Raw genomic sequence first — 26,378 nt, 5'->3', positions numbered from 1 at the left:
CGACATCTGCGGCCTGTTCGATCCCGGGGCGGGCCGGAACGTCTTCGGCGCCGCAAGATACGCACCCGATATAAACACAAACCGCGATAGCGACCGGATCAGCGGCCGCGGATGCGGGGATCGAGCGCGTCGCGCAGGCCGTCGCCCACGTAATTGATCGACAGCACGACGAGCGAGATCGCCAGCCCCGGCCAGAAGGCCCGCCCCGGATATAGCTCCAGATACGGCACGCCGTCGTTCAGAAGCCGCCCCCAGGTCGGAAAGTCCGGCGGAAAACCGAGGCCGAGGAAGCTCAACGCGCTTTCGGTGATGATCGCCGTGGCGATGCCGAGCGTGGCCGAAACCATGATCGGCGACAGCACGTTCGGCAGGACGTGGCGGGTCACGATCCGCCGCGCGGGCGTTCCGATCGAGCGCGCGGCGAGGACGAACTCGCGCTCCTTCAGGGCCAGCACGTCGCCGCGCACGATCCGCGCCGTCTGCATCCAGGAGGTGATGCCGATGGCGGAGACGATCAGGATGAAGATTCCCGTCTCGATCCCGAACGCGGCCGTCAGCGGCTCCCGGAACAAAAGCACCATGACGAGGAGGAGCGGCAGGAGCGGCAGCGCGAGGAACAGGTCGGTCAGGCGCATGAGCGGCCCGTCGAGCCGGCGGAAGTAGCCGGCGAGCACCCCGATCAACGTCCCCAGCACAAGCGACAGCGCCATAGCGGTCATGCCCACGGCGAGCGACACGCGCCCGCCCTGGATCATCCGCGCGAAGACATCCCGGCCGAGCTGATCGGTGCCCAGAGGATGCGTCAGGCTCATCCCCTGGTTGCGGCTGCGAATATTCGTCTCGGTCGGATCGAAGGGCCACGCGTAGGGCCCGAAGACGACGACTAGGACGATCAGCAGGAACACGGCCGCGCCCGCCATCGCGCCCTTGTGGTTGCGGAACTGGTCCCACACATCCCACCACTGGCTGCGTGCCTGCGTCAGCAGGATCGGCTCGGACCCGGCGACGGGGGCGGAGGCGGCGACGGTGCCCCGGTCCGCGCCGACCGGGGTCTCGGGGGCGTGGGCGTTAGTCATAGCGTATCCGGGGGTCGAGGATGCCGTAGAGGACGTCGGCGATCAGATTGAAAAGCACGATCAGCACCGCGAAAATGAAGGTCAGCGTCTGAACCATCGGCAGGTCGTTGCCCTGGATGGCGGTGATCAGGAGCTGGCCGATCCCGTTCACCTTGAAGACCTGCTCCGTGATGATCGCGCCGCCGAAGATCGACGGCACGCCGAGCGCGATCACGGTGACGACCGGGATCATCGAGTTCCGCAGCACGTGAACGAGCACTACCGTCTTCTCCCGCAGACCCTTGGCGCGGGCGGTGCGGACGTAGTCCTGATTGAGGTTGTCGAGCATGGAGGCGCGCATGAAGCGGCTGAGTTGCGAGGTGATCTGCAGCGCCAGCACCATCACCGGCAGGAACATCTGCCGGACCTGGAGGCCGAAATCGGACCAGGAATCCACCACGAGGCGTGTGTCGTAGATCGACGGGAACCAGCCGAGTTGCGAGGCGAAGATGATGATCACGAGGACGCCCGAGAAGAAGGGCGGCACCGAGAAGCCGACCATCGTGACGAAGGTCCCGGCCTGGTCGAACAGCGAATACTGGCGGTAGGCCGAATAGATGCCGACCGGAATGGCGATCAGGATGGCCACGACGTAGGCGGTGCCGACGACCCAGAGCGTCTGCGGCATGCGTTGCATCACGATGTCGACGACGGGGGAGCGCGTCTGCCACGAGAGGATGCGCTGGCTGCCCTCGGCGAAACCGGTGCCGAGCAGGCTGTCGAGCATGTGCAAGGGCTCGACCCAGAAGAACTGGACCAGCCATTTCCAGTAGCGGATGTGGATCGGCTCGCCCAGACCCAGCGCCTCCCGCATCCGCGCCTTGACCTCGTCGGGAACGGTCAGCGGCATCTGCGCCATCGGATCGCCCGGCGCGAGGTCGAGGAGCAGGAAGATCACGAGGCTGATGAACAGCAGGGTCGGGATCGCATACAGCAATCGCCGGAAGGTGAAGGTCAGCATGCGGCGACTTTCGCTTGGACGGGCCGTCTGTGTCGGGGCCGGCTGGGTTGCCGGCCCCGGTTTCGCTCAGGACGCGACGCGCGCCCCGTGGCCGGTCATTCGGAGATGCGGTACCAGTCCGCGATGTTCCAAAGCTCGCTGTCCCAGTCGTTCATGCGGATGCCGCCCAGCGTATTGGCATGCGCCGCCGGGTTGCCGCGGTGGATCAGCGGCAGCATGGCGTAGTTCTGCACGAGCATGTCGTTCAGCCGCTTGGCGATCTCGCCCCGCTCCTCGATGTCGGCGGTATCGCCGAGTTCGTCGACGAGCGCGTCGTATTCCTCCGAGCAGAAACGCGGCACGTTCTGGCCCTGCCACTGCGTCTCGGGGGACGGGATGTCGCTGCACCGCCAGCCGGCCATGTAGGCCTGCGGGTCCACGCCGGCGAAGTTGTTCGTGTACATTTCCACGTCGGCGAAGAACTTCTGGAACGTGTCCGGCGAGGAGGGATCGCCGCCGAAGAAGACCGAGGCGTCGACCGAGCGGAGCTCCGTCTCGATCCCGATGTTTTCCCAGTCTTCCTTGATGAGCGCCTGCACGTCCTGGCGCACCGCGTTGACCGAGGTCTGGAACAGCACCGAAAGCCGAACCCCGTCCTTTTCACGGATGCCGTCGCCGTCCTCGTCGACCCAGCCGGCCTCCTCGAGCATCGCCTTGGCGGCTTCGGGGTCGTAGTTCAGGCAATCGTCGTTCGCGGTCGAGGCGTAGGCCTCCGGCGCGGGCAGGATGTTGCAGGTCGGCTGGCCGCCGGGCCCATAGCCGATATCGACCAGAAGCTGCCGGTCGATCGCCTTCGACATGGCGGCCGGCACGGCCGGGTCGGTGAGGAACGGGTGCGGATGGGCGACCGTGGATCGCTCGTCGCCGAGGCTCGCCGACGGATCGGTCTGGTTGATCTCGATCCGCTCGACGGAGGTTCCGTAGGCCGCGACCACCGTGCCGAGGCCCGCGGCACTGAGCTGGTCGAGCACCTCGGGCGAGAGCTGCAGGTTCCAGGCGTAGTCGTATTCGCCCGTCGACAACACGGCCCGCGCCGCGCCCGCCGCGTCGCCGCCGCCCTTGAAGTTGACGGACGCGAAGGCCGGCTTGCCCTCCTCGCGGTAGTTCGGGTTGGCCGTCAGCGTGACGACGTCGTTGGGCCGGAAATCCTCGACCATGAACGGGCCGGTGCCGATCGGGCCGAAATTCGCGTCCGTGCAGGTCGGCGCGGCCGCGCCCCGGCAATTCTCGAACTGCGCCTTCTGGATGATGGGCGACTCGGAGCCGACGAAGGCGGTGTAGGGGAACGGCTTCGGCATGTTGAAGGTGATCTTGACGGTCTCGTCGTCGACCGCCTCGACATTGGTGACGTTGTCGAAATACTGCGCCTGCGCGCAGCCGCCTTCCGGATCGGTGCAGTATTCCCAGGTGAATACGACGTCCTCGGCGGTGAGCGGCGTGCCGTCCGACCACAGGATTCCGGGCTTCAGCTTCCATGTGATCGAGGTCAGGTCCTCGCTGACGCCGCCGTTCTCGACCGTCGGGATCTCCTCGGCGAGCCAGGGCACCATCTCGCCGTTCTCGTCGAACCGCACCAGCGGCTCGATGACGAGCGAGGCGCTTTCCACGTCTTTCGTGCCGCTCGACAGGTATGGGTTCAGGATCGAGGGGGCCTGCCAGTAGAGGATGTTGAGCTGGCCGTCGCGCCCGCGCTCGCCTCCGGCGTCCTGGGCATGCGCCAGGGGGGCCATGGCGAAGCTCGCGACCGCGCAGAGCAGGGCTGACTTCGTCTTCATGTTGCGTCTCCTTGTTGGATGCTCGCCCCGTTCGCGGGGGCTTCTCGTCGCGCGGGTCGGCCCGCGTTCTCGTTGTCGGTTCCCTCCGGACCCGCCTCCACCGTTCCGCGATGGGCGGGGTCGTGCAGGTGACAGGCCGACCAGTGCCCCGGCGCGATCTCGAGGAAGGCGGGGTCGATGCGGTGGCAGACCTCCATCACCTTCGGGCAACGGGTGCAGAAGTTGCAACCGGCGGGGGGATTGGCGGGACTGGGCACGTCGCCCTGAAGCACGATCCGGTCCTTCTTCTGCCCGGCCAGCATCGGGTCGGGCTCGGGCACGGCGGAAAGGAGCGCCTGCGTGTAGGGATGCAGCGGCTCGGAATAAAGCGCGTCACGGGGGGCGAGCTCGACCACCTTGCCGAGATACATCACCGCCACGCGGTCGGCGATGTGGCGCACCATCGACAGGTCGTGGCTGATGAAGAGGTAGGTGAGCCCGAGCCTGTCCTGCAGCTCCTCGAGCAGGTTGACGACCTGCGCCTGGATCGACACGTCGAGCGCGGCGATGGGCTCGTCGCAGACGATGAACTTCGGGTTCAGCGCCAGCGCCCGGGCGATCCCGATCCGCTGCCGCTGCCCGCCGGAGAACTCGTGCGGGTAGCGGTTCACGAAGGCGCGGTTGAGCCCGACCTGATCCATCAGCTCCTCGACCCGCTCGCGGCGTTCCGAGCGCGACATCCTGGTGTGCTCGGACAACGGCTCCCCGATGATCGCGCCCACCGTCATGCGGGGGTTCAGCGAGGCCTGAGGGTCCTGGAACACCATCTGCATCGTCGGACGCATGTCGCGCAGCCGGTCCTGTGGATCGGACCCGATGGCGCGGCCGTCGATCACGATCTCGCCGCCGGTGATGTCGTAGAGCCGCAGCACGGCACGCCCGCAGGTGGACTTGCCGCAGCCCGACTCGCCCACGAGGCCCAGCGTCTCGCCCTCGAGGATGTCGAAGCTCACCCCGTCCACGGCCTTCACCGCCCCCACCTGACGGCGCAGCAGACCGGAATAGATCGGGAAATGCATCTTCAGGTCCCGCACCTCGACCAGCGGGCGCGTCATGCGGAGGCCTCCGCCACTTCGCGCCCGGTCCGGGCGGAGGGGTGGAAGCAGGCCGCGTCATGGCCGGGGGCCACGATCTCCCGCGGCGGGTTCTGCTGATGGCAGCGGTCGAAAACCAGAGGGCAGCGGTCGCGGAACGGGCAGGCCGAGGGCGCCGCGCCGAGGATCGGCGGCTGCCCGGCGATGACCTGCAGCTTCGCCGCCCGTGCGCCCGACACCGATGGCACGGTCTTGAGGAGCGCGCGGGTATAGGGATGGCGCGGATCGTTGAAGAGCGGATGCACGGGCGCCTGCTCCACGATCTGGCCGCCATACATCACGAGGACGCGGTCGGCGATGCCCGCGACCACCCCCAGATCGTGGGTGATCCAGACGATGGCCATGCCGAGCTTCTGGCGCAGATCCTCGATGATCTCGAGGATCTGCGCCTGGATCGTCACGTCGAGCGCGGTGGTCGGCTCGTCCGCGATCAGCACCTTCGGGTCGCAGGCCAGCGCGATGGCGATCATCACCCGCTGCCGCATGCCACCGGAGAACTGATGCGGGTAGTCCCCGAGCCGTCCCGCCGCGCCGGGAATGCCGACGAGGTCCAGAAGCTCGATCGCGCGGTCGCGCGCCTGCCGCTTGTTGAGCCCCATATGGCGGCGGATCGGCTCCATGATCTGGAAGCCGACGTCGAAGACCGGATTGAGCGAGGTCATCGGGTCCTGAAAGATGAACCCGATCTCGCCGCCCCGCACATCGCGCAACCGCGCCGGCGACGCCTTCAGCAGATCCTCCCCGTCGAGCAGCACCTCGCCGGACCGCACCTCCGCGGGCGGACTGGGAAGAAGGCCGATCAGCGACATCATCGTGACCGACTTGCCGGAACCGCTCTCGCCCACGACGCCCAGCAACTCGCCCGGCTTGACGCTGAAATTCACGGAATTGACCGCATGGACCTCGCCCGAACGGGTCCGGAACACGGTATGAAGATCGCGCACGTCCAGTACGTTCTGGGCCTCGCTCCCGGTGTCGCCCTGCGGCATCCACCACCCCCCGTTTCTTCGCCGAAAGGTCGTTGCCGCCCTCCGTTCCGCCGCACACGCTAGCACATGCTTGCCGCCCCGCAAGCGATTTACCCGCTTTTCGAACACAGGCACCGGAGCGCCCGGTTTTCGGGCAGCGTGCTTGACCTTCGCCCGGAGGGGCAGCACGGATGGCGCCGGAGGTGCCCCGATGTCCCAAGCAAAGCTGTCCGCCCGCGAGATCATGGAGCGGCTGGTGTCCTTTCCCACCGTGAGCCGGGACTCGAATCTCGACCTGATCGATTGGGTGGAGGAGTATCTCGCATCCCACGGCGTCACCGCGCGCCGGGTCTACGACGCGACCGGCACGAAGGCCGCGCTCTACGCGAATGTCGGGCCCGAGGTGAAGGACGGCATCGTGCTTTCGGGCCATACCGACGTCGTGCCGGTGGACGGTCAGGACTGGCACTACGAGCCTTTCGCAGTGACGGAGGCCGACGGTCGCTTCTACGGCCGCGGCTGCGCCGACATGAAGGGGTTCGACGCGCTCGCGCTCGCGATGGTGCCCTATGCGCTCGAGCTCGGCGTATCGCGGCCCCTTCAGATCGCACTGTCCTACGACGAGGAGGTCGGCTGCATCGGCGCGCCGCCGATGATCGACGAGATGGCGGCCCACCTGCCGCGCGCCGCCGCCGCCATCATCGGCGAGCCCTCGATGCTGCGCCCCGTCACCGGACACAATGCCTCCACCATCGCGGACATCCACGTCCACGGCTACGAGGTGCATTCGTCCAAGCTGCCGCAGGGGGTGAGTGCCGTGCACGAGGCGGGCCGCATCCTCCATTGGGTCAACGAGCGCAACGCCGCGATCTGGGCCGAAGCGCCGGATCCCGTCTCCGCCGCCTTCGACCCGCCGCACACCACCGCGCATGTCGGCATGATCCAGGGCGGCACGGCGCACAACATCACGGCGAAGGACTGCACCTTCAAACTGGGCTTCCGGGTGCCCGCGGGCGACGACATCGAGCGGCACCGCAGCGCGATGGGCGCTTACCTGACCGAGCTCGACGCCGAACTCCGCGCCCGCCATCCGCAGGCCGGCGTGACCTGGGAGACGACGCACGGCGTTCCCGCCCTCAGACCGGAACCGGACGGCGCGGCCGAGGGCCTGATCCGGCGCCTGACCGGCGACAACGGCACGCATGTCGTCACCTACGGCACGGAGGCGGGCCAGTTCCAGGAACGCGGCTACTCCGCCGTCGTCTGCGGTCCCGGCGACATCGCGCAGGCGCACCAGCCCGACGAATGGATCGCCGTTGACCAGTTCGAGAAGGGCGAGGCGCTCCTGCGCCGGGTGGTCCAGACGCTGGTCTGAGACGGCGGGGGGCGTGGCATGGAAGGGAACACGACGCCGCAGGAGATCCACGCCGATCCCGGGTTGATCGTCGCGAAGCTCGACAGCTGGCTCGACGGTCTCTTCCGGCTGATCCCGAACATCGCGGTCGCCATCGCGGTGACGGTGATCTTCGTCACGCTCGGCATCCTGGTCGGTCTCGGCATCCGGCGCATGGCGCGCAACCGGCGGCGCGCGGATCTTGGTGCCGTGATCGGCAGCGTGGTGCGCTGGGCGATCTGGATCGCGGGGGGCATGCTGGCGCTGACGATCCTGACGCCCTCGATCCGCCCCGGCGACCTGATCGCAGGGCTCGGCATCGGTACGGTCGCGATCGGCTTCGCCTTCAAGGACATCCTGCAGAACCTGCTATCCGGCATCCTCCTTCTGATCCGGCAGCCCTTCGCGGTGGGCGACCAGATCGTCGTCGGTGACTACGAGGGCACGGTCGAGCATATCCAGACGCGCGCGACGCTCATCAAGACCTATGACGGCCGCCGCGTCGTGATCCCGAACGCGGATGTCTATACCGACGCGGTCACCGTCAACACGGCCTTCCCGGCCCGTCGGTCGCAATACGATTTCGGCATCACCCACGGCAGCGACACCAAGCTCGCCATGAAGGTCGCGGTGGACGCGGTCGTCGGGATCGAGCGCGTGATGGCCGACCCTCCGCCCGTGGCCCTGTCCGTCGATCTGGGCGATTTCTCCAAGGTCGTGCGCCTGCGCTGGTGGACGAAATCGACGCAGGCCGACGTGGTCCATGTCGCGTCCGACGTCATGCTCGCCGTGGAGGATGCGTTCCGGGAGAACGGCATCGAGATCCCGTTCCCCACACGCACGCTCTATCTGCACGACCGGACCGGTACCGAAACGGGTGGCGATCGCGGCGATCGGTCGACGGCCCTGCCGCGCTCGGAGACGGCGACCGGCGGAGACGCTTGAACTCCTCCGAGACCGGGCGCAGGGTCCGCCGCGAAAAGGAGAGCCATATGCCCGTCAAGAACCGCTTCGCCGAATTGCTTCCCGAGATCACCGCCTGGCGCCGCGACCTGCACGAGAATCCCGAGATCCTGTTCGACACGCAGCGCACCTCCGGCCTCGTCGCCGAGCGTCTGCGTGCGTTCGGCTGCGACGAGGTGGTGGAGGGGATCGGCCGCACCGGCGTAATCGGCGTGATCCGCGGCAAGACCGATTCCGGCAAGGCAATCGGCCTGCGCGCCGACATGGACGCGCTGCCGATGAACGAACAGACGGGCCTGCCGCACGCCTCGAAAGTGGCGAACGCGATGCACGCCTGCGGGCATGACGGCCATACGGCGATGCTCCTCGGCGCGGCGCAGTACCTGGCCGAAACGCGGAACTTCGACGGCACCGTCGTCCTGATCTTCCAGCCCGCCGAGGAGGGCGGCGGCGGCGGGCGCGAAATGTGCGAGGACGGCATCATGGACCGCTGGAACGTCCAGGAGGTCTACGGCATGCACAACTGGCCCGGCATGCCGGTCGGCGCCTTCGCGATCCGTCCGGGGGCGTTCTTCGCGGCGACGGACGTGTTCAACATCCAGCTTGAAGGGCGCGGCGGCCACGCGGCCAAGCCGCAGGAGGTCGTCGATACCGGCCTGATGGCCGCGCATCTCATCACGGCGCTGCAATCCATCGTCTCGCGCAATGCCGACCCGGTGGACCAGATCGTCGTCTCGGTCACGTCGATGGAATCCTCCTCCAAGGCGTTCAATGTCATCCCGCAGCGCGTCGAGCTGAAAGGCACCGTCCGCACGATGTCCCCCGCGATGCGCGACTTGGCGGAGACGCGGATCAAGGCGATCAGCGCCGGCGTGGCCGCGACCTTCGGCGGCGCGGCGGATGTGGATTACCAGCGGAACTACCCGGTGATGGTGAATCACGAGGATCAGACCGCCTTCGCCGCCGACATCGCCCGTTCCGTATCCGGCGATTGCGGAGAGGCGCCACTCGTCATGGGCGGCGAGGATTTCGCCTTCATGCTCGAGGAACGCCCCGGGGCCTATATCCTTGTCGGCAACGGCGACACGGCGCCGGTCCACCATCCCGAATACGACTTTGCCGACGAGGCCATTCCCGCCGGCTGTTCCTGGTGGGCGGAGGTTGTGGAACGGCGGATGCCGGCGGCCTGAACGCCGGGGTATCGCGACAAGGTCGCGGGAAACCCGTTGTTCCGGAACTTCAGGCCTCACACGGATCGTGCCCCCTCCGAGACGCGGGCGTTTCACAACGTTCTGGACGTGTTCGCAGGCGGTTTCTTCGTCTCCTCCTCCCCGCGGCCGTTCTTGCCCTGCTTCCCCTTGTCGGCTCGGCCGAGAGGTCCCGACACGGCCCGGACGAAATCGGTATCCATTCGACCGGCTGGTCCGGCGGCTGCCGGCGCAGTCCTAATCCGTGGCCTCCGGGCGCTCGGCAACATGCGGATGCGCCCCGGCGCATGGCAGGTCCTGCAACGCGCGAAGGTCTTTCTCATCGGCGAGGCCGTGCGCCGGAGCCTGACCGGGCTCGCCCGGGCGGTCACGGTCGACAGCCTCGCGCGCATGGAGCCGCGCTGCGTTCCGACCCAGGCGCGAGGCCAACGGCAGCGCGTCGAGGTCGCCTTCGGCAACGGATCGTTCCAAAACTGACGCGGCAGGCGGAAACCTGATCCGCAGGAGGGCCGGACGTCCGGTCCAAACCGATTTTTTTCAATCGGGCGCGTATCCCGCGGCGCCGAAGACGGTCTGGCCCGCCCCGGGATCGAACAGGCCCCCGATGTCGCCGAGGGCTTGGAGACGGGGGATCGCAGGCGCGGGCGCCGATGCGCCGGAGATGAGCCTTCGGTCCGGAGAAGGCCGTTTCGATCGGGTTCGGGTCTGGCACAAGCGGGCCGGACCGACATCCGGCATCCCTGACCGTTCCGGATCCCGGCCGCTTTCGGGCCCTCGCGGGTGGAGAGGTTATCGGGGATCACGCGGTGCCGCGCGACCGGGCCGGGGCGAGCCGGGTCTCGACGCGGATGCCGAACGCGGCCCGGTCCATCGCGCCCCCGATCGCCATGGGGCGCGATCGACGCATCGCGGCCGGCGAGTGCGTCGCGATCTGCCAGGAGGGGAGGGAGACCGGCCGACCGGCCCGATACCAGCCCGCGGACGCCCCCGCGCGACCGGGCCTTTCTTTGCATGAAACCCTGGCCCGGACCGGTGGATCGGGGAGCGCCGCGCCGGCCCGCCTCCGCGCCGCCTCCGGCGCCCCGAAGGCGAATTGGACGAACGACCCTGCAGGAATCCCCGGTGAGTCGGGATGGGGGCAAACCGATTTTAGCGCTGTGCCTCGAGCGCGGCGATCTGCGGGCGCAGCCCTTCGAGGTCGTAGCCCGCCATGCGCGTCGCAGCGAGGATTTCGTCAGCCGGCATCCGGCCCGCCATGGCGAGCGCCCAGAGGATCGCGGAGCGCGTGCCGGAGGCGCAATAGGCGACCGTGCCGCCCTCGACCGCGTCGATCGCATCCGCCTGTTCCTCGATGGATTGCATCGTCAGCGCCTGACCGGCGACGGGGTTGTAGACGAAGGCCATGCCCGCGGCCTCGACCGCTTCCTGCATGGCGGCGGCCCGGTGCGAGGGCGGAACCTCCGCGTCGGGCCGGTTGCAGATGATCGTCGTGACCCCCGTCGCGGCCAGGGTGGCCATGTCGGCGGGATCGAGCTGCGGCGCGACGGACGTGGTTTCGTCCAGGGGTCTGAGGTCTATACCGATGCCTCCCTGCGGCTCCTGTCTCACGCGGAGCATGCCTGTCGCCCCCCGAGAGGTAAAGCCGGACCGCAATCCTCCCACGGGCCCGGGCACGTAAGGCCGGGCCCGACGTTCCGGCGCGAACGCTGCTGCGCTTGCTTGCGCAGGCGGCCGGCGCGACCCTAGAAACGTGACGGGGAACGGGAGGGCGACAGGGCATGGGCTGGAAATCGGAATGGGAGCGTGCGCGATCCGACCCGGAGGGGTTCTGGATGGAACAGACGAGCGCGATCGACTGGGTCCGGATGCCGACCAGGGCGCTGCACGATCTCGGCGGACCGGTGCCGGAATGGTTTGCCGACGGGGAGGTCAACACCTGCTGGAACGCGGTCGACCGGCATGTCGCGGCGGGCCATGGCGACCGCCTGGCCCTGATCCACGACAGCCCGGTGACGGGCACGGTCGCGCGGATCACATATGCGGACCTGCAAGACCGCGTTGCCCGGCTTGCCGGCGCGCTCGAGGCGCGGGGCGTCGCGGCGGGCGACCGCGTCGTGGTCTACATGCCGATGGTGCCGGAGGCGGTGGAGGCGATGCTCGCCTGTGCGCGGATCGGGGCGATCCATTCGGTCGTCTTCGGGGGCTTCGCCGCTTCCGAGCTTGCGGTGCGGATCGACGATGCCAAACCGGTCGCCGTGCTGGCCGGATCCTGCGGGATCGAGCCGTCGCGCGTCGTCGCCTACAAGCCGCTCCTCGACGCGGCGATCGAGATGGCCTCGCACCAGGTCGAGTTCTGCCTGATCCTGCAACGCGACGCGCTGCGGGCCGAGATGGGGCCGCGGGATGTCGACTGGCGCGAGGCCACGGCCGCCGCCGAGCGTGCCGATTGCGTGCCGGTCGCCGGCAGCCATCCCGCATACATCCTTTACACCTCGGGCACGACGGGGGCTCCCAAGGGCGTGGTGCGTCCCACGGCGGGGCATCTCGTCGCGCTCGAATGGTCGATGACCAACGTCTACGGCGTCGCGCCGGGCGAGGTGTTCTGGGCCGCGTCGGATGTGGGCTGGGTCGTGGGGCACAGCTACATGTGTTACGCGCCGCTGATCCACGGCTGCACCTCGGTCCTGTTCGAGGGCAAGCCGGTCGGCACGCCGGATGCGGGCACTTTCTGGCGGGTGATGGCCGAGCACGGGGTGGCCGCGTTCTTCGCCGCGCCCACGGCCTTTCGCGCGGTCCGCCGCGAGGATCCGGAGGCCCGGCTCATGGCGGGTCACGATCTGTCGAGGCTCAGGACGATCTTCCTCGCCGGAGAGCGGGCCGATCCCGACACGATCGAATGGCTTGCCCGCGTGAGCGGCAAGCCGGTGATCGACCATTGGTGGCAGACCGAGACGGGCTGGACCATCGCCGGCAACCCGATCGGTCTCGAGCTTTTGCCGGTCAAGGTCGGCTCACCCTCGGTTCCGATGCCGGGCTACGACATCCGCATCCTCGACGAGGGGGGCCGGGAGGTCGCGCCGGGAACGCTCGGCGCCATCGCGATCCGCCTGCCGCTGCCTCCGGGTTGCCTGCCCGGCCTGTGGAACGCGGAGGCACGCTTCGTGAAAAGCTACCTCTCGACCTTCCCCGGCTTCTACGAGACCGGCGATGCCGGGATGATCGACGAGGACGGCTATGTCTGGATCATGGCGCGGACGGACGACGTCATCAACGTCGCCGGTCATCGCCTGTCCACCGGCGCGATCGAGGAGGCGCTCGCAACCCATCCGGACGTCGCGGAATGCGCCGTGGTCGGCATGGCGGACGAGGTGAAAGGGCAGGTGCCGCTCGGCCTGCTCTGCCTGACGCGCGGCGTGACCCGTCCGCAGGAGGAGATCACGGCGGAATGCGTGGCCATCGTGCGCGAGCGCATCGGTCCGGTCGCGGCCTTCCGGCATGCCTGCGTCGTCGAGCGCCTGCCCAAGACACGCTCGGGCAAGACGCTCCGCGCGACGATGGCCCAGGTCGCGGACGGCGTCGAGGTCAAGGTGCCCGCGACCATCGACGACCCCGCAATCCTCGACGAAATTCGCGCCGCGCTGGCCCGCATCGGGGTGCCGCCGTCGTGAGTGGCGCGGAGGATCGCGATCGCGCGGTCCGACCGGACGCGATGCAACTTCTCGCGCACGACATCCGCTCGGCCGTCTCGGACGTGATCGGCGGCCTGCGCCTGATGAACCGGGAAACGCTGCCCGAGGCGGCGCTGGTGCAGCACGAACGGGTCCAGGCAGCCTCCGAGCTGCTCGCGCGGCTGGTCGAGGAGCTCCTTGGCGGAACGCCACGCGTCGCCAGGGGCCATGTCGGCAACCTCGACCTCCATCGGTTCCTGACCGACGAGTTCCGTCGCTGGCACGGCGCGACCCACGGATCGGGAACCTGGGTCACGCTGGAGCTCGCGCCGAATCTGCCGCGGGTGGTGCGGCTCGACCTCCTTTCGTTGCGCCGCGTGCTCGCCAACCTGATGGGCAACGCCCTGCGCCACGCCGAGGGCGGCCAGATCCGCCTGGCCGCCGACCTCACGGACGGGGACCATCTGCGCATCTGCGTGAGCGACGACGGGCCGGGCATTCCCGCCGATCTCATGCCGCGGATCTTCGAGCCGGCCACGCGCGGCTCCAGAAGCGCGGCGGGCACCGGGATGGGGCTGCACATCGCCGCCGCGCAGGTGAGCGACATGGGGGGCGAGATCAAGGCCGCCAACCGCGAGACCGGGGGGGCGCAGCTCACCGTCCGGTTCCCGCGGGAGGTCTGGAAGAGACCCGGTCAAAGCATCGCCGGGCTGCCCGACTTGCGGGGGGTCCGTGTCCTCGTCGCCGACGATTCCGGCACGAACCGCACGCTCGTCAACGCGATGCTGACGCGGATGGGCGCGGAATGCGAACTGGCGGTCGACGGGATCGAGGCGTTGAACTGGCTGGCGCGGGAGCGGTTCGACCTCGCCATCGTCGATATAGAGATGCCGGCGCTGGGTGGGCTCGAGGTGCTGCGCTCCGAACGGCTGCGCCAGGCCCGAGGCATCGCGCCGCCGATGTCGATGGTCGCGATGACGGCCTATGTTCTGGGCGACAACGGGGAGGCGATCCTGGAGGCGGGGGCGGACGGCATCCTCGCCAAGCCGCTCGACGGGATCGAGTCGTTCGGCCGCGCCATCCGACACTACCTCGACATCCGGCCGGACGCATCGGACTGGACCCCGGATCGGGCGCCCGCGCTGTCGGCGATCACGCTCGCGGAACTGATGCAGGCTGCGGGCCCCGACCATCAGGATCAGCTGCTCGCCCGGCTGCGGGAAGATCTGGCGCGGGTGGAGATCGACCTCGAGCAGGCGCTGGAGGGCGACGATGCGCTGGAGGTCGAGGCGCAAACCCACATCCTGCTGTCGCTGTCGACGGCGGTCGGCGCGCTTCCGACAGAGGCCGCGACGCGCCGCCTGAACGAGATCGCCCGGGCCAGGCCCGTCGGGGCGATGCGGAACGCGGGCAGGGTCTGCCTCGCGCGTCTCGCGGAGCTGCGGCGGGCTCTGCCGAGGGCCGATCTCCTGCACGAGGGCGGGGAAGGGCGAGGGTGATCCGGAAGGTGCGCTCGTCGTCCTGACACCGGATGAACGGTATCAGCGGTGCGTCATCGCCCTCTCAGGTCCACCGGGAACGGCGGAGATTCTGGCGAGAACATTCGCTTCGACGATGGGCAGCCGGCGCGGCGCGGACGGGTCCGGCCGTGCTCGGGTGCGGTTCGGCACCGACCGGGCCCGCGCAACGGACAAGACGGGACGTTCGCCGTTCGTGTCGGCGTCCCGTCGCTGCTCGTCGTATGCCGGGGAACCTACAGGCTCGGCTTGCGCTGCAGGAGCGGCATCAGGTCGCCCATGTCAGGCCCGTTATGGCGACCCGTGAGCGCGTGACGCAGCGGCATGAAAAGCTGCTTGCCCTTGCGCCCCGTCGCCTCCTTCACTTCGGCCGTCCAGCGTTTCCAGGTGTCGTCCGCGAAGGGCGGCTCGGGCAGGCGGGTCAGCGCCTCGCGCACAAAGGCGGCATCCTCGTCGGCGATCTTGGGCGCGGCGCCTTGCGTCATCAGGTGCCACCAATCCGCCATTTCCGCGCGGGTCTGGATATTATCCCGCACGACCTGCCAGAATCGCGTCCGGTCGGCCTCGGGGACGCCGAGCGCGGCGATGTCGGCCGCAACCGCATCGTAGGGCAGGGTCTGCAGGTAGTGCCCGGTGAGCGGGCGCAGGTTCTCGACGTCGAACTTGGTGGGCGCGCTGCCGAACTGCGACAGCTCGAACGCGTCGGCCAGCTCCCGCGGGGTGGCGCGCAGCTCGACCGGCTGGCTCGATCCGAGCCGCGCCATCAGCGACAGGACCGCCATCGGCTCGATCCCGGCCTCGCGCAGGTCATGGAGGGCCAGCGTGCCAAGCCGTTTCGACAGCGCTTCGCCCTGCGGTCCGGTCAGGAGCGAATGGTGCGCGAAGGCGGGGTGATCGTGTCCGAGCGCCGCCATGATCTGGATCTGCGTGGCCGTGTTCGTGACGTGATCGGAGCCGCGCACGACATGGGTCACGCCCATCTCGGTGTCGTCCACCACGCTCGCGATCGTATAAAGGACCTGCCCGTCGCCCCGGATCAGGACCGGGTCGGAGACGGAGGCAGCGTCGATGCTGAGCGTACCGAGGATGCCGTCCTCCCATTCGATCCGTTCGTGGTCGAGAAGGAACCGCCAGTGACCGTTGCGCTCGGCGCGAAGCGCGTCCCGCTCCGAATCGCCCAGCCGCAGCGCGGCGCGGTCGTAGACCGGCGGGCGGCCCATGTTGAGCTGCTTCTTGCGCTTCAGGTCGAGCTCGGTCGGCGTCTCGAACGCCTCGTAAAGGCGGCCGTCCGCGCGCAGCCGGTCGGCCGCCGCCATGTAGCGGTCGATCCGGGCCGATTGCCGCTCCTCCCGGTCCCAGTCGAGGCCGAGCCATTCCAGGTCCCGCCGGATGGCGTCGACATATTCCTCGCGCGAGCGTTCCGGATCCGTGTCGTCGAGACGCAGGATGAACGTGCCGCCGGACTTTCGCGCGATCATCCAGTTCATCAGCGCGGCGCGCAGGTTCCCGACATGCAGCCGCCCGGTCGGCGAGGGGGCGAAGCGGGTGACGATGTTCGTGTCGGGCATGACGGAAATCCTTTCGGCTTGGCGTTTGCCACCGGGGCCGGGGGCTGTCCACCCGTGCGCAAGGGGCGCGGGGCGCCGCTTCGGGGTTGCGTCCCCCCCGGGCCGGGGCCTAGCACATGTCCGACCCGACAGCGCGAGATCCTCAATGAGCGAAACGTCAGACCTGCGCGAGGCCGCGCTTGCCGCGCGCGAGAAGGCTTACGCGCCCTACAGCCGGTTCAAGGTCGGCGCTGCGATCCGCGCCGCGTCCGGTGCGGTCTATCGCGGCTGCAACGTCGAGAACGTCGCCTACCCGCAGGGCACCTGCGCGGAGGCCGGCGCGATCGCGGCGATGGTGGCGGCCGGCGACACCGCGATCGCGGCGGTTTACGTCGTGGCCGCCTCGGATCGGCCCGTGCCCTGCTGCGGCGGATGCCGGCAGAAGCTCGCGGAGTTCGCGGGCGGCCAGGTTCCGGTCACGCTCGCCACGGTCGCCGGCGCGGAGGAGGCCACGACGATCGCCGCGCTGCTGCCGGGCGCCTTCGACGCGGGCCACATGGCGTGAGCGGGCCGCGCGACATCCTCGCGGACCTGCGCCGCGACCGCGCGCCCGCGCCCGAGGCGCTCGTCGCGTTCGCGGAAGGGCTCGCCGACGGGTCCGTCTCGGACGCGCAGGCCGGGGCCTTCGCGATGGGCGTCTGCCGCACGCCGCTCGGCGCGGCGGGACGCGCGGCGCTGACGCGGGCGATGCGGGACGGCGGGGAGGTCCTGCACTGGAGTCTCGACGGCCCGGTGATCGACAAGCATTCCACGGGCGGCGTGGGCGACTGCACCTCGCTCGTTCTCGCCCCGGCGCTCGCCGCCTGCGGCGCCTTCGTGCCGATGATCTCGGGGCGGGGCCTCGGCCATACCGGCGGCACGCTCGACAAGCTCGCCGCGATCCCCGGCTTCCGCACCGAGATGCAGACCGACGAACTGCAGAGCATCGTGTCCCGTGTCGGCTGCGCCATCGTCGGCGCGACGGCCGACATCGCCCCCGCCGACCGACGTCTCTACGCGGTGCGTGACGTGACCGGGACGGTGGAGAGCCTCGATCTGATCGTGGCGTCGATCCTGTCGAAAAAGCTCGCCGAAGGGCTTGAAGCGCTCGTTCTCGACGTGAAGACCGGCTCCGGCGCCTTCATGCCCGATCCGGCAGATGCCCGCGCGCTCGCCCGGGCGCTGGTGGAAACGAGCCAGGCGAACGGCGTGATGACCTCGGCCATCGTCACCGACATGAGCCAGCCGGCCGCGCCCGCCTGCGGCAACGCGCTGGAGGTGATCGCCGCGATGGAGGCGCTGACGGAGCCGGGGACGCGCCGCTCCGCCCGCTTGGTCGCGCTCGTCCGCGCGCTCGGCGGCGAGGCGCTGGCCCTCGGCGGGCTGGTCGCGGACGCGGCGGCGGGCGCGGAGAAGATCGGTGCGGCGCTCGAAAGCGGGGCGGCGGCGGAGGTGTTCGGTCGCATGGTGCAGGCGCAGGGCGGGCCGTCCGACTTCCTCGAACGCTGGCGCGACCGCCTGCCGGCGGCGCCCGTCGTGGCCGAGCTGCGCGCGGAGGCGCCGGGCGTCGTGGCCGAGATCGACACGCGCGTCCTGGGGGAGGTCGTGGTCGAGCTCGGAGGCGGACGGCGGCGGGAAGACGACCGGATCGACCCGACCGTCGGTATCAGCCACCTCGCACAGCTCGGCGCGGTCGTCACCGACACGCAGCCGCTCGCCCGCGTGCACGCCGCCGACGGCGATGCGGCGGCCGGGGCGGCGGAACGCGTCGCGCACGCCATCCGGCTCGAGGGCGGGGCGGTCACCCCGCCGGCCCTTATCGGCGAGACGATCCGGTGAGCCGCGCCTTTCTCGTGGTGCTGGATTCCGTCGGCTGCGGCGGGGCGCCGGATGCCACGGCGTTCGGAGACGAAGGCGCGAACACGCTCGGCCATATCGCCGCGGCCTGCGCGGCGGGCCGGGCGGAGGAGGGGCGGTCCGGGCCGCTCCGCCTGCCCAATCTCGACCGGCTCGGCCTCGGCGCGGCGATCCGGCTGGCCTCCGGCGTCGCGACGCCGGGCCTCCTGGCGGAGCCCGAGGGCCTGTGGGGTACGGCGACCGAGATCAGCCAGGGCAAGGACACGCCCTCGGGGCATTGGGAACTCGCCGGCCTGCCGGTGCCGTGGGACTGGACCTATTTTCCCAAGACCGATCCGTGCTTTCCCCCGGACCTCGTGGACCTCGTCTGCCGGACGGCCGGGACCGACGGCATCCTCGGGAACCGCCACGCCTCCGGCACGCTCATCATCGAGGAAGAGGCGGAGGCGCATATCCGCACCGGCTGGCCGATCTGCTACACATCGGTCGACAGCGTGTTCCAGATCGCGGCGCACGAGGAGCATTTCGGGCTGGACCGCCTGCTCGACCTTTGCGCGGCGCTTGCGCCTGCGCTGCACGAGATGCGGGTCGGGCGGGTCATCGCGCGACCCTTCACTGGCGATGGCCCGTGGGAGCGGACGGCGAACCGCCGCGACTACGCGATCGCGCCGCCCGCGCCGACGCTTTGCGACGCGGTGTCCGGTGCGGGGCGGCATGTCCACGCGATCGGCAAGATCGGCGACATCTTCTCCATGCGGGGTATCGACAGCGTCGCGAAGGGCAAGGACGTCCGGCTCATGGAGCATCTGGCGGCGTCGGTGCGCGACATGCCGGACGGCAGCCTGACCTTCGCGAACTTCGTCGAGTTCGACGCGGTCCACGGGCATCGCCGCGACGTGAGCGGCTATGCCCGCCATCTGGAATGGTTCGACGCCTGCCTGCCCGATATCATCGGGTCGCTGCGGGCGGACGACCTGATGGTCTTCACCGCCGATCACGGCAACGACCCGACCTGGCGCGGCTCCGACCACACGAGGGAGCGGGTGCCGGTCGTCGCAGCGGGTGCGAGCGGCGCGGCCGGGCAGATCGGCTTCGTCGACGTCGCGGCCACGATCTGCGACCATCTGGGCATGCCCGTCATCGGGCCGGGACGGAGCATCCTATGAGCTTTTCGCCGAAGATCGAGCTGCACCTCCATCTGGAAGGCGCGGCGCCGCCCGACTTCGTGCGCCGTCTTGCGAGCGAGAAGGGGATGAACCTGAGCCGCGTCTTCGACGAGCGCGGATCCTACACATACAGGGACTTCGAAGGCTTCCTTCAGACATACGAAGCGGCGACGCAGGTTCTGAAGACCCCGGAGGACTACGCCCGGCTGACGCGGGAGGTCTTGGAACGCTCGCGCGACGAGGGGGTGATCTATACCGAGATCTTCCTCAGCCCCGACTTCTGCGGTGGCCGCGACCTTTCGGCCTGGCGCGAATACCTCGCAGCCATCGAGGAGGCGGCGGGTGCGGTCGAGGGCATCGAGATGCGCGGCATCGTCACCTGCATCCGGCATTTCGGAGCCGACAAGGCGCGAGAGACCGCGCGTTGCGCGGCCGAGACGGCCGGGGGCTTCGTCACCGGATTCGGCATGGGCGGCAACGAAGCCAGGGGCACGGCGCGCGATTTCGTCTGGGCCTTCGATTGCGCGCGGGAGGCGGGGCTGGGCCTGACCTCGCATGCGGGCGAGTTCGGCGGGCCGGCCTCGGTCCGCGACACGCTCGACCATTTGCGCGTGAGCCGCGTCGGCCACGGCGTCCGCGCGGCGGAGGATCCGACGCTGGTGGAGCGTCTGGCGCGCGAGGGGGTGGTGCTCGAAATCTGTCCGGGCTCCAACGTCGCGCTGGGTTTGTACGCGAAGATCGACGCGCACCCCATCGAGTTTCTCATGGCCGAGGGCATCGACGTAACCGTGTCGACCGACGATCCGCCGTTCTTCCACACCACCATGCGGAGCGAGTACGACGCGCTGGAACGGGTCTTCGGCTGGGACGAGGACCGGTTCCGCGTCATCAACCAGACCGCCGCCCGCGCCGCCTTCTGCGACGCGGCCACGCGCGAGGATCTGCTCAAGAGACTGGAGCCCTGAGATGGACCACCTGACCGTCGTCACGCACCCCCTGGTGCAGCACAAGCTGAGCCTGATGCGCGACCGGGAGGCGTCGACGGCCGTGTTCCGGCAACTCCTGCGCGAAATAAGTCAGTTGCTGGCCTACGAGGTGACGCGCGACCTGCCGATGACGACGCGTGCGATCGAGACGCCGATGCAGCCGATGGAGGCGCCAGTGCTGGCCGGTCGGAAGATGGCGCTGGTCTCGATCCTGCGGGCGGGGAACGGCCTGCTGGACGGCATCCTCGAGCTCGTCCCTTCGGCGCGCGTCGGCTTCGTCGGCCTGTATCGTGACGAGAAGACGCTGCAGCCGGTCCAGTACTACTTCAAGGCGCCCGACCAGCTTGACGAGCGTCTGGTCATCGCGGTCGACCCGATGCTGGCCACGGGCAATTCCTCCGCCGCCGCCATCGACCTCCTGAAGTCGAAGGGGGCGAAGGACATCCGGTTCCTATGCCTTCTGGCCGCGCCGGAGGGGATCGCGCAGATGAAGGCGAAGCATCCGGACGTGCCGATCGTCACCGCCGCGGTGGACGAGCGGCTGAATGAAGACGGCTACATCGTGCCGGGTCTGGGCGATGCCGGCGACCGGATGTTCGGAACGAAATAGGCCGGTCCCTCATTCTTCCGTGAGGGGCCGCGGCGACGGCGGGCCCGCGATCGGCGAACGGAGGCCCCCATGACCCATTTTCGAACCGGCTTCGCGGCCTTGGCGCTCGCATTCGCGGCCATTCCCGCGACGGCGCAGACACAGGGCGCCAAGCCGCGCGTCGTCGCCGTCACGCCGCCGCCGGGCGCGACGCTGGTCGATCCGGGGATGCCGAGCCCGTTTCTGACGGGCGGCGACTATCCCGACGGCACCGTGCTCGTTCCGCCCGCGCGCACGACTTTCGATTTCGCGCGGGCGCCCGCGGGCTACGAGCCGGCCTGGGATGACGGACGGCTCAACCCGTATCGCGGGCCGCGGACCTTGCTGGGCGACGAACAGACGCGCGGCATCTGGACGGTCGAGACACCGCGCCGGCAGCGTGAGGTGATCCGGATCGCGCGCTAGCCTAGGTCCGGTAGTTCGGACTCTCCCGCGTGATCTGCACGTCGTGGACGTGGCTTTCCTTCAGACCCGCGCCGGTGATCTTCACGAAGCGGCAGCCTTGGCGCATGTCGCCCACGGTGGCGCAGCCGGTATAGCCCATCGCCGCCCGCAGGCCGCCGACGAGCTGATGGACGACGGCGCTTGCCGAGCCCTTGTAGGGCACCTGACCTTCGATCCCCTCGGGCACGAGCTTGTCCGAGGCCGCGTCCTTCTGGAAATAGCGGTCGGCCGAGCCGCGCGCCATCGCGCCGAGCGAACCCATGCCGCGATAGGACTTGAAGCTCCGTCCCTGGTAGAGGACGACCTCGCCCGGGCTCTCGTCGGTGCCGGCGAGCATCGAGCCAACCATCGCGCAGGACGCGCCGGCCGCGATCGCCTTGGCGAAATCGCCGGAATACTTGATCCCGCCATCGGCGATCACCGGCACGTCGCCCGCGGCGGAGGCGGAATCGATGATCGCGGTGAGCTGTGGCACGCCGACGCCCGCGACGATCCGGGTGGTGCAGATCGAGCCAGGGCCGATCCCGACCTTCACCCCGTCCGCGCCCGCGTCGATCAGCGCGCGCGTGCCGTCGGCGGTGGCGACGTTGCCGGCCACGACCTGAACGTCGTTCGACAACCGCTTGATCCGGTTGACCGCATGTCCCACGCCTTCGGAATGTCCATGGGCCGTATCCACCACGATGAGGTCGCAGCCCGCATCGATCAGCGCCTCGGACCGTTCGAACCCGGCATCGCCCACCGTGGTCGCCGCCGCGACCCGCAGGCGGCCGAGCTGATCCTTGCAGGCTTGCGGGTTCAGAACCGCCTGTTCGATATCCTTGATCGTGAGCAGGCCGGTCAGATGGCCCTTGTCGTTGACCACCAACAGCTTCTCGATCCGGCGCGCGTGCATGATCGACTTCGCCTCGGCGAGATCCACGGGCGCGCGCAGCATGGCGAGCCCGTCGCTCGTCATCATCGTCGCCACCGGCGTGGAATCGTCGCTTGCGAAACGCATGTCGCGGTTGGTCACGATGCCGAGGACGCGCCCCGTCGGGTCGGTGACCGGAAAGCCGGTGACGCGATAGCGCTCCTGCAGGGCCTTCGCGTCGGCGAGCGTCTGATCGGGGCGTAGCGTCACCGGATTGTAGACCACGCCGCTCACGAAACGCTTCACCCGCCGCACTTCCTTCTGCTGCGCGTCGAGGTCGAGGTTTCGATGGATCACGCCCATGCCCCCGGCCTGCGCCATGGCGATGGCCATGCGCGACTCCGTCACCGTGTCCATGGCCGAGGACAGGACGGGAATGTTGAGCGCGATGGATTTCGTGACCCAAGTACGCGTGTCGGCGCTGCCCGGGAGGACCTGACTGGCGGCCGGAACCAGCAGAACGTCGTCGAAGGTGAGGGCCTCGCGAATCTCCATGACTTCCTCCGTCGGGCGATATCGGTTGGCGCGTCCCTGTCTCACCTTTGCGGAACAGGGGCAAGGGGCGTGCCGGGTTGCGTCCGGTCGCGGGACGGGGCATCGAGCGGCGCAAAGACCGCAACCGGGCGTTCCGTGGGCGCCGAAACGACGGAGGACCGCATGTCCCAGATCACCTTGACCTTTCCCGATGGCGCGACCCGCAACGTCGAGGCCGGCACGACGGCCGGGATGGTGGCCGAGAGCATCTCCAAATCGCTCGCCAAGAAGGCCATTTCCGCGCAGGTGAACGGGGCGCATCACGACCTCGCCTGGCCGATCGAGCATGACGCGACGATCGCCATCAACACGATGCAGGACGAGGCGCCGGCGCTCGAGCTCATCCGTCACGACCTCGCGCATGTGATGGCCCGCGCGGTGCAGGAGATCTGGCCCGACGTGAAGGTGACGATCGGGCCGGTCCGGGATTTCGGCTGGTTCTACGACTTCGACCGGGCGGAGCCGTTCACGCCCCAGGATCTGGGCGAGATCGAGCAGCGGATGAAGCAGATCATCGCCGCGCGCGACGAGGTGCGCACCGAGGTCTGGTCCCGCGCCGACGCCCGTGCCCATTACGAGGCGGCGGGCGAGCCCTTCAAGGTGGAGCTCATCGACCGCATCCCGGGCGACGAGCCGATCCGGATGTACTGGCACGGCGGCTGGCAGGATCTCTGCCGCGGACCGCATTTTCAGAACACGGGCCAGATCCCCGCCGACGCCTTCAAGCTGACCCGCGTCTCGGCGGCCTACTGGCTGGGCGACAGCAAGCGTCCGCAGTTGCAGCGCATCTACGGGATCGCGTTCCGCAACCGCGACGACCTCAAGGCGCATCAGAAGTTCCTCGAGGAGGCCGAAGCGCGCGACCACCGCCGGCTCGGCCGCGAGATGGACCTTTTCCACATGCAGGAGGAGGCGCCGGGGCAGGTGTTCTGGCACCCGAATGGCTGGACCATCTATACCGTGCTGCAGGACTTCATGCGCCGCAAGCAGCGCGCCGACGGCTATGTCGAGGTCAACACGCCGCAAGTCGTGGACCGCAAGCTGTGGGAGGCCTCGGGCCACTGGGACAAGTACCAGGACCACATGTTCATCGTGGAGGTGGACGAGGAACATGCGCGCGAGAAGGCGGTGAACGCGCTCAAGCCAATGAACTGCCCCTGCCACGTCCAAGTCTACAATGCCGGGCTGAAGAGCTACCGCGACCTGCCGCTCAGGATGGCGGAGTTCGGCTCCTGCAACCGCTACGAGCCGTCCGGCGCGCTGCACGGCATCATGCGCGTACGCGGCTTCACGCAGGACGACGCGCATATCTTCTGCACGGAGGAACAGATCGAGGCGGAATGCGCGCGCTTCATCAACTTCCTCGCCTCCGTCTACCACGACCTCGGCTTCGAGCGCTTCGACATCGCCTTCGCCACCCGGCCCGAGAAGCGCGTGGGCTCCGACGAGAGCTGGGACCATGTCGAGAACGCGCTCGAGGCGGCGATCAGGTCGACAGGCAATCCCTATCGGGTGGAAGAGGGGGATGGCGCCTTCTACGGGCCGAAGCTCGACTTCTACCTGACCGACGCGATCGGGCGGGTCTGGCAATGCGGTACGTTCCAGGTGGACCCGAACCTGCCCGAGCGGCTGGGCGCGACCTATGTGGGCGAGGACGGAGAGAAGCACCGGCCCTACATGCTGCATCGTGCCTGCCTGGGCTCCTTCGAGCGGTTCATCGGTATCCTGATCGAGAACTCGGCCGGGCGGTTGCCGTTCTGGCTCGCTCCGCGGCAGGTCGTGGTCGCGTCCATCGTGTCGGACGCGGACGACTACGTCACCGAGGTGGTCGAGAAGCTGCGGCGCGCGGGCGTCCGCGCGGAGGCGGATACGCGCAACGAGAAGATCAACTTCAAGGTTCGCGAGCATTCCGTCGGAAAGGTCCCGGTGATCCTCGCCATCGGCCGGCAGGAGGTCGAGAATCGCACCGTCACGCTCCGCCGCCTGGGGGAAAAGACGACGCGGGTGGTTTCGCTCGACGAGGCTGCGGGCGAGATCGGAGCGGAGGCGACACCGCCGGACCTGCGATGACGTTTCCTGCGGGGCAACAATGCGCCACGGGGCTCGGATTGTCGCCATCCGGTCACCGGATGGCCGCATTCAGGCCACAAATGGAGCCGAGCGTTCCTTGGGTGGCATCCTCTGCGCCGGGTCCGACCGGTCTCCTCCCCCGGTCGTGCACTCGGTATTGTGGACGTCATTTCTCCCTGTCGACTGGTCGGCCCGCGCCTGACGCGGGTCGCACCATCGCCAGCTCCATCCGGCCGTGACCCCCGGCGCGCGTCTTCAGGCCGCGATCGACGTTCTGGACCGCGTTCTGCGCGGCGGGGCGGCCGAGCGGGAATTGACGGTTTGGGCCCGCGGCGCGCGCTATGCGGGCTCGAAGGACCGGGCCGCCGTGCGTGATCACGTCTTCGACGCCTTGCGCCGACTGCGATCCGCGAACCGGGCGGGCGGCGGCGGCGACGTTCCCCCGGATGAAATGGATGCGCGCGTCGTGTTGGCCGGACTTCTGCGGGACCGGGGAGAGGACCCGGCCGCGTTCTTTACCGGGGAGGGCCACGCGCCCGCGGCGATCTCGCTTTCGAAGGTGGCGGACGAGGCGCCGGAGGGCGTGCGGCTCGACGTGCCCGACTGGGTACTGCCGCATTTCGGAGCGGCGCTCGGCGCAAAGCGCGACGCCGTGCTCGGCGCGATGCGAGACCGGGCGGACGTCGTGCTGCGCGCGAATGCCGGGCGGATCACCCGCGACGACCTGATCGTCGCCCTGCAGGCGGCGGGCTGGGAGGCGCGCCGGCATTCGCTCGCCCGCTGCGCCATCCGCGTGCCGTCGGGGGCGCGGGGGCTCGCCGCGTCACCCCTGTTCCGCGACGGCCTGTTCGAGTTTCAGGATGCCGGTTCTCAGGCCTTGGTGGACGCGCTGCCTCCGACGCCCGGGCCGATCCTCGACCTTTGCGCTGGGGGCGGAGGCAAGGCGCTGGCGCTGGCGGCGAAGGGCGCGCGCGTCCTTGCGCACGATGCGGATCCCCGGCGAATGAAGGACATTCCCGGCCGCGCGGCGCGCGCGGGCGTGACGATCGAACGGATCGAGACCCCGGAGGCGATCGCCCCCTTCGACGGAGTGATCGCCGACGTGCCGTGTTCGGGCAGCGGGGCCTGGCGGCGTACGCCGGACGCGAAGTGGCGGCTGACGCCCGAGCGGCTGGCGGAACTCGCCGACCTTCAGGTCGGGATCCTGGACCGTGCCCTCGCCCTCGCGCGGCCCGGCGGCTGGGTGGCCTACATGACCTGCTCGATGTTCGAGGAGGAGAATGCTGCCGTGGTGGCGCGGGTGCTGGGCCGCCGGTCCGACGCGAAGGTCGCGCGCATCTGGTCCTGCACGCCGCTCGACGACGCGGACGGCTTCGGCCTGCATTTGATCGAGCGGACGGCCTAGAGCTGACGCGGCGCCGCACTCCGTGGGC

22 protein-coding genes are annotated in these 26,378 nt (G+C 69.2%); 14 read left to right on the top strand and 8 right to left on the bottom strand.

All coding sequences use genetic code 11. From position 1 onward, the window contains the following. Positions 1-98 precede the first annotated feature (98 nt). The 5 genes from Q1B08_RS08695 to Q1B08_RS08675 form a co-directional block, all read right to left on the bottom strand. Positions 99-1,076: an ABC transporter permease gene (locus tag Q1B08_RS08695; protein WP_299817195.1), complete on the bottom strand. Its 978-nt coding sequence runs from the start codon at positions 1,074-1,076 to the stop codon at positions 99-101. Beyond that, positions 1,069-2,076, bottom strand: a complete 1,008-nt coding sequence (locus Q1B08_RS08690; RefSeq protein ID WP_299817193.1) for an ABC transporter permease — start codon at positions 2,074-2,076, stop codon at positions 1,069-1,071. The genes Q1B08_RS08695 and Q1B08_RS08690 overlap by 8 nt, the downstream gene beginning before the upstream one ends. Before the next feature lie 95 nt (positions 2,077-2,171). Beyond that, positions 2,172-3,890 carry a peptide ABC transporter substrate-binding protein gene (locus Q1B08_RS08685; RefSeq protein WP_299817191.1) on the bottom strand — a complete coding sequence of 573 codons (1,719 nt, stop codon included), beginning with the start codon at positions 3,888-3,890 and terminating at the stop codon, positions 2,172-2,174. After that, the gene (locus Q1B08_RS08680; RefSeq protein ID WP_299817189.1) at positions 3,887-4,984 is read right to left on the bottom strand and encodes an oligopeptide/dipeptide ABC transporter ATP-binding protein; all 1,098 of its coding nucleotides are present in this window, start codon (positions 4,982-4,984) and stop codon (positions 3,887-3,889) included. Before Q1B08_RS08680 ends, Q1B08_RS08685 begins: the two co-directional genes overlap by 4 nt. Then, positions 4,981-6,012 carry an ABC transporter ATP-binding protein gene (locus Q1B08_RS08675; protein ID WP_299817187.1) on the bottom strand — a complete coding sequence of 344 codons (1,032 nt, stop codon included), beginning with the start codon at positions 6,010-6,012 and terminating at the stop codon, positions 4,981-4,983. Before Q1B08_RS08675 ends, Q1B08_RS08680 begins: the two co-directional genes overlap by 4 nt. A gap of 190 nt (positions 6,013-6,202) precedes the next feature. Here Q1B08_RS08675 and argE point away from each other — a divergent pair, with 190 nt between their 5' ends. The 4 genes from argE (at position 6,203) to Q1B08_RS08655 (ending at position 10,032) form a co-directional block, all read left to right on the top strand. After that, a complete protein-coding gene (gene argE, locus Q1B08_RS08670; protein WP_299817185.1) occupies positions 6,203-7,366 on the top strand; it encodes an acetylornithine deacetylase in 1,164 nt (387 codons plus the stop codon). Between the two features lie 18 nt (positions 7,367-7,384). Beyond that, positions 7,385-8,329: a mechanosensitive ion channel family protein gene (locus Q1B08_RS08665; protein WP_299817183.1), complete on the top strand. Its 945-nt coding sequence runs from the start codon at positions 7,385-7,387 to the stop codon at positions 8,327-8,329. 47 nt (positions 8,330-8,376) lie between these two features. After that, positions 8,377-9,537, top strand: coding sequence for a M20 aminoacylase family protein (locus tag Q1B08_RS08660; RefSeq protein WP_299817182.1), 1,161 nt, complete (start codon positions 8,377-8,379; stop codon positions 9,535-9,537). Between the two features lie 285 nt (positions 9,538-9,822). Next, positions 9,823-10,032 carry a hypothetical protein gene (locus Q1B08_RS08655; RefSeq protein WP_299817180.1) on the top strand — a complete coding sequence of 70 codons (210 nt, stop codon included), beginning with the start codon at positions 9,823-9,825 and terminating at the stop codon, positions 10,030-10,032. Positions 10,033-10,704: 672 nt separating this feature from the next. Here Q1B08_RS08655 and Q1B08_RS08650 read toward each other — a convergent pair. After that, positions 10,705-11,172 carry a TIGR01244 family sulfur transferase gene (locus Q1B08_RS08650; RefSeq protein WP_299817178.1) on the bottom strand — a complete coding sequence of 156 codons (468 nt, stop codon included), beginning with the start codon at positions 11,170-11,172 and terminating at the stop codon, positions 10,705-10,707. A gap of 161 nt (positions 11,173-11,333) precedes the next feature. Between Q1B08_RS08650 and Q1B08_RS08645 the strand changes: the two genes are divergently transcribed. After that, positions 11,334-13,223 carry an AMP-binding protein gene (locus Q1B08_RS08645; RefSeq protein ID WP_299817176.1) on the top strand — a complete coding sequence of 630 codons (1,890 nt, stop codon included), beginning with the start codon at positions 11,334-11,336 and terminating at the stop codon, positions 13,221-13,223. A gap of 41 nt (positions 13,224-13,264) precedes the next feature. Continuing rightward, on the top strand, positions 13,265-14,722 hold the full coding sequence (locus tag Q1B08_RS08640; protein ID WP_299817174.1) for an ATP-binding protein: 1,458 nt from the start codon (positions 13,265-13,267) through the stop codon (positions 14,720-14,722). Between the two features lie 254 nt (positions 14,723-14,976). Here Q1B08_RS08640 and gltX read toward each other — a convergent pair whose 3' ends face one another. Next, positions 14,977-16,308, bottom strand: a complete 1,332-nt coding sequence (gene gltX, locus Q1B08_RS08635) for a glutamate--tRNA ligase (protein WP_299817172.1) — start codon at positions 16,306-16,308, stop codon at positions 14,977-14,979. Between the two features lie 145 nt (positions 16,309-16,453). On the opposite strand from gltX, the gene Q1B08_RS08630 reads away from it, so the two are divergent. The 6 genes from Q1B08_RS08630 to Q1B08_RS08605 all read left to right on the top strand — a co-directional run bounded on the left by Q1B08_RS08630 (position 16,454) and on the right by Q1B08_RS08605 (position 21,389). Beyond that, the gene (locus tag Q1B08_RS08630) at positions 16,454-16,852 is read left to right on the top strand and encodes a cytidine deaminase (RefSeq protein ID WP_299817170.1); all 399 of its coding nucleotides are present in this window, start codon (positions 16,454-16,456) and stop codon (positions 16,850-16,852) included. A 14-nt stretch (positions 16,853-16,866) separates the two neighbouring features. Beyond that, entirely contained in the window at positions 16,867-18,165 is a 1,299-nt protein-coding gene (locus Q1B08_RS08625) for a thymidine phosphorylase (protein ID WP_299817362.1), read from the top strand. Further along, positions 18,162-19,349 (top strand): phosphopentomutase, encoded by a 1,188-nt coding sequence (locus Q1B08_RS08620; protein WP_299817168.1) that lies wholly within the window; start codon positions 18,162-18,164, stop codon positions 19,347-19,349. Before Q1B08_RS08625 ends, Q1B08_RS08620 begins: the two co-directional genes overlap by 4 nt. Next, on the top strand, positions 19,346-20,314 hold the full coding sequence (locus Q1B08_RS08615; RefSeq protein WP_299817166.1) for an adenosine deaminase: 969 nt from the start codon (positions 19,346-19,348) through the stop codon (positions 20,312-20,314). Before Q1B08_RS08620 ends, Q1B08_RS08615 begins: the two co-directional genes overlap by 4 nt. 1 nt (position 20,315) lies before the next feature. Next, the gene (upp, locus tag Q1B08_RS08610) at positions 20,316-20,945 is read left to right on the top strand and encodes a uracil phosphoribosyltransferase (RefSeq protein WP_299817164.1); all 630 of its coding nucleotides are present in this window, start codon (positions 20,316-20,318) and stop codon (positions 20,943-20,945) included. 69 nt (positions 20,946-21,014) lie between these two features. Next, a complete protein-coding gene (locus tag Q1B08_RS08605; protein ID WP_299817162.1) occupies positions 21,015-21,389 on the top strand; it encodes a hypothetical protein in 375 nt (124 codons plus the stop codon). 1 nt (position 21,390) lies between these two features. Here Q1B08_RS08605 and guaB read toward each other — a convergent pair whose 3' ends face one another. Further along, entirely contained in the window at positions 21,391-22,836 is a 1,446-nt protein-coding gene (guaB, locus tag Q1B08_RS08600) for an IMP dehydrogenase (RefSeq protein WP_299817160.1), read from the bottom strand. Between the two features lie 162 nt (positions 22,837-22,998). Here guaB and thrS point away from each other — a divergent pair, with 162 nt between their 5' ends. Next, complete coding sequence (thrS, locus tag Q1B08_RS08595) at positions 22,999-24,945, top strand: threonine--tRNA ligase (RefSeq protein WP_299817158.1); 1,947 nt, start codon at positions 22,999-23,001, stop codon at positions 24,943-24,945. A 235-nt stretch (positions 24,946-25,180) separates the two neighbouring features. Further along, positions 25,181-26,350 (top strand): RsmB/NOP family class I SAM-dependent RNA methyltransferase, encoded by a 1,170-nt coding sequence (locus Q1B08_RS08590; protein ID WP_299817156.1) that lies wholly within the window; start codon positions 25,181-25,183, stop codon positions 26,348-26,350. Positions 26,351-26,378: the final 28 nt, after the last annotated feature.

Source organism: uncultured Jannaschia sp. (assembly GCF_947494025.1).
Classification (GTDB): domain Bacteria; phylum Pseudomonadota; class Alphaproteobacteria; order Rhodobacterales; family Rhodobacteraceae; genus Jannaschia.
Note: the sequence above shows the minus strand (reverse complement) of the source record. Positions and strands in the feature narration are given on the sequence as shown.